Below are 3,395 nucleotides of genomic sequence, written 5' to 3'. Positions count from 1 at the left end.
GACGACGGCGCCGGGCTCCCGCCGCCCGACCCCCGGGAGATCGTGTCTCACCCATCGGGCGGCGGGCGGATGGCCCCGGCGCGACCCCGTAACCTGGCGGTGTGACCGTGAACGCTGAGAGCAGCACATCGACCGCCTCCTCCTGGCGCGACCTCCCCGCGGCGCAGCAGCCCGAGTACCCGGATTCCGAGGCCCTGCGCGAGGTGACCGCGGACCTCGCCGGGTATCCGCCCCTCGTCTTCGCCGGCGAGTGCGACCAACTGCGCAACCGCCTGGGAGCCGTCGCCCGGGGCGAGGCGTTCCTGCTGCAGGGCGGCGACTGTGCCGAGGCATTCGACCAGGTGAGCGCGGAGCACATCCGCGCGAAGCTCAAGACGCTGCTGCAGATGAGCGCGGTGCTCACCTACGCCGCCGCCGTTCCGGTGGTCAAGGTCGGTCGCATCGCGGGTCAGTACTCCAAGCCCCGTTCGAAGACCACCGAGGTCCGCGACGGCGTGGAGCTGCCCTCCTACCGGGGCGACTCGGTGAACTCCCCGGAGTTCACCCCCGAGGCCCGCACCCCGGACCCGGAGCGGCTGCGCCGCATGTACCACTCCTCGGCGGCGACGCTGAACCTGGTGCGCGGGTTCACCACCGGTGGCTACGCCGACCTGCGCCAGGTGCACGCCTGGAACCAGGACTTCGTGCGCAACTCCGCCTCCGGTCGACGGTACGAGGCGCTGGCCCGGGAGATCGACCGTGCGCTGAGCTTCATGAAGGCGTGCGGCGCGGACCCGGCCGAGTTCCACTCGGTGGAGTTCTACGCCTCGCACGAGGCGCTGCTGCTGGACTACGAGGCGGCGCTCACGCGCGTGGACTCCCGCACCGGCAAGCTCTACGACGTCTCCGGGCACATGATCTGGATCGGTGAGCGCACCCGGCAGCTGGACGGCGCGCACATCGAGTTCGCCTCCCGGGTGCGCAACCCGGTCGGCGTCAAGCTGGGCCCGACCACCACGCCGGAGGAGGCCCTGGCCTACATCGACCGTCTGGACCCGGACCGCGAGCCCGGACGGCTCACCTTCATCACCCGGTACGGGGCGGGGAGGATCCGCGACCTGCTGCCGGAGCTGGTGGAGAAGGTCACCGCCTCGGGGGCGCGACCGGTGTGGGTGTGCGACCCGATGCACGGCAACACCTTCGAGGCGGCCTCGGGCCACAAGACCCGGCGCTTCGACGACGTGCTGGACGAGGTCAAGGGCTTCTTCGAGGTCCACAAGTCGCTGGGCACCCACCCGGGCGGCATCCACGTGGAGCTGACCGGTGACGACGTCACCGAGTGCGTGGGCGGCGGCGACGAGATCTTCGTCGACGACCTGCACCAGCGCTACGAGACGGCCTGCGACCCCCGGCTGAACCGAAGCCAGTCGCTGGACCTGGCCTTCCTGGTGGCGGAGATGTACCGCGATCAGTGAGGCGGCCGGCCCGTCGAGGGGCCGAACGCCCGAACGCCCGAACGCCCGGGGCGCGGATCACTGTGATCCGCGCCCCGGGCGCTTTCCGCCGCAGCGCGATTCCCGCCGACCCGGGGGTAAGGTAAGGTTTACCTCACTGCCGGGATCCGTCGGATTCCGGAGCCCGCCGTACCGCCGGTTTCCGGCCCGACCCCCGCGAGGTGACGGTGTTCGTCTGCTCGTGCTTCGGTGTCACCGAACAGCAGGTCCGCGAACACGCCGCGGCCGGCGCCTGCACGCCCCGGCAGATCGCCTCGGCGAGCGGGGCCGGCACCGACTGCGGTTCGTGCGTGCGGCGCATCCAGGGCATCCTCGGGCGCGGGTGCCCGCGACGGGAGGCCCCGGGCGCCGTCGTGGCGCCGGTGTCCTCCGCGGGGCCCTCCCCGGAATCGGTGATCCCGGGCCTGCCGGCCGTCGCGCCGGCCCGCCCGCTGCCGGTCGCGGCCTGAGGCGGTTCGCCCGCGGCGGATCACCCCGGCCCGGGGTGGCTCACGCCTCCGCGGGCTGCTCGATCTGCTGGGCGATGTAGAGCGGTTCGCCGAGCTTCTCGATCAGCTCCAGCTGGGTGTCGAGGTAGTCGATGTGGTGCTCCTCGTCGGCGAGGATCGACTCGAAGATGTTGGCCGAGGTGATGTCGCCCTTGGCACGCATCACCTCGATGCCCCGGCGCAGCCGGTCGATGGCCTCGACCTCGATCTCCCGGTCGGCGCGGAACATCTCGCTCACCGTCTGCCCCACCCGGACGTGGAAGAGCCGCTGGTAGTTGGGCAGCCCGTCCAGGAAGAGGATCCGGTCGGTGAGCACCTCCGCGTGCTTCATCTCGTCGAAGGACTCGGCGCGGGTGTACTTGGCCAGCTTGGTCCAGCCGTTGTTCTCCTGCATCTTCGCGTGCAGGAAGTACTGGTTGATCGCCGTCAGTTCGGCGGTCAGCTGCTCGTTCAGGAACTCGATGACCTCGGGGTCGCCCTGCATGACGAAGCGCTCCTTCCGGAAGCGGGGATCTCCGGCCTCTTCGCGCATCCTGACACCCCCCGCCGATCGCGTCCAGTAAGCAAAGCCTTACCGAAACGGGGGGGATTTCGCGCAATTCGTGACACTTTTCGGGCAATTCCGATCACGTTGGTGACGCGGAGTGGTGATCCGGGGTGCTCCGCCGCCGGGCTGCCCCGTGCCACCATGGAGTCATGGAGGGACCCGTGGAACGACCCGTGGAAGGACCCGCGGAAGGGCCGGGAGCGGGCCCTTGGGGGGTGTCCGACGAACCTCTGCCGCCGGGGCAGCGACCGGCCCGGGGCTGGCCGACCACCCACTACGGACCCGTGCCCCGCTTCCGGCCCGAGCGCTGGCGCTTCCGCGTCTTCGGGGCCACCGCCGACGGCGGACGGCGCGAGTGGGACCACGACGGGTTCACCGCACTGCCCCACCACACGGTCACGGCGGGACTGGACTGCGTCACCCGCTTCAGCGTCCCGCCCTGCGAATGGAGCGGCGTGGCCGCCCGCACCCTGCTGGACCTGGCTCCCCCCGCCCCGGAGGCGGAGCACGTCATGGTGTGGGCCGAGTACGGCTACGGGGCCAACCTCCGGATGTCCGACTTCGCCGGGGAACGCACCCTGTTCGCCACCCACCGGGAGGGGGAGCCCCTCACCGTCGAGCACGGCTTCCCGCTCCGGCTGATCGTGCCCGGGCTCTACGCCTGGAAGGGCCCCAAATGGGTGCGCGGCGTGGAGTACATGACCGAGGACCGGCGCGGCTTCTGGGAGGAACGCGGCTACCACAACCGGGGCGAGGTGTGGCGAGAGCAGCGCTACTCCCACCAGGAGGACCCGGGCGACGGGCCGGGATGACCACGGGATGACGGAGGGATGGCCGGAGTGGCCGATCCCCTCCCCGGCCGTCGCC

The 3,395-nt window shown here is 71.3% G+C and carries 4 protein-coding genes; 3 read left to right on the top strand and 1 reads right to left on the bottom strand.

Annotated features, from left to right (window positions below; all coding sequences use genetic code 11):
• Window positions 1–101 precede the first annotated feature (101 nt).
• Both FOE67_RS20480 and FOE67_RS20475 read left to right on the top strand, forming a co-directional pair.
• Window positions 102–1,454, top strand: a complete 1,353-nt coding sequence (locus tag FOE67_RS20480) for a class II 3-deoxy-7-phosphoheptulonate synthase (protein WP_182666309.1) — start codon at window positions 102–104, stop codon at window positions 1,452–1,454.
• A gap of 206 nt (window positions 1,455–1,660) precedes the next feature.
• Window positions 1,661–1,942 carry a (2Fe-2S)-binding protein gene (locus tag FOE67_RS20475; RefSeq protein ID WP_182666311.1) on the top strand — a complete coding sequence of 94 codons (282 nt, stop codon included), beginning with the start codon at window positions 1,661–1,663 and terminating at the stop codon, window positions 1,940–1,942.
• 40 nt (window positions 1,943–1,982) lie between these two features.
• Here the strand turns inward: FOE67_RS20475 and bfr are convergent, their stop codons facing one another.
• Complete coding sequence (bfr, locus tag FOE67_RS20470; RefSeq protein WP_182666310.1) at window positions 1,983–2,465, bottom strand: bacterioferritin; 483 nt, start codon at window positions 2,463–2,465, stop codon at window positions 1,983–1,985.
• A 212-nt stretch (window positions 2,466–2,677) separates the two neighbouring features.
• On the opposite strand from bfr, the gene FOE67_RS20465 reads away from it, so the two are divergent.
• Complete coding sequence (locus FOE67_RS20465; protein ID WP_182666308.1) at window positions 2,678–3,340, top strand: molybdopterin-dependent oxidoreductase; 663 nt, start codon at window positions 2,678–2,680, stop codon at window positions 3,338–3,340.
• Window positions 3,341–3,395 lie beyond the last annotated feature (55 nt).

The organism is Streptomyces calidiresistens, from assembly GCF_014141525.1.
In the GTDB taxonomy this organism is placed as follows: domain Bacteria; phylum Actinomycetota; class Actinomycetes; order Streptomycetales; family Streptomycetaceae; genus Streptomyces; species Streptomyces calidiresistens.
The sequence above is the reverse complement of the archived record's forward strand: the minus strand, read 5'-3'. Positions and strand labels throughout refer to the sequence as shown.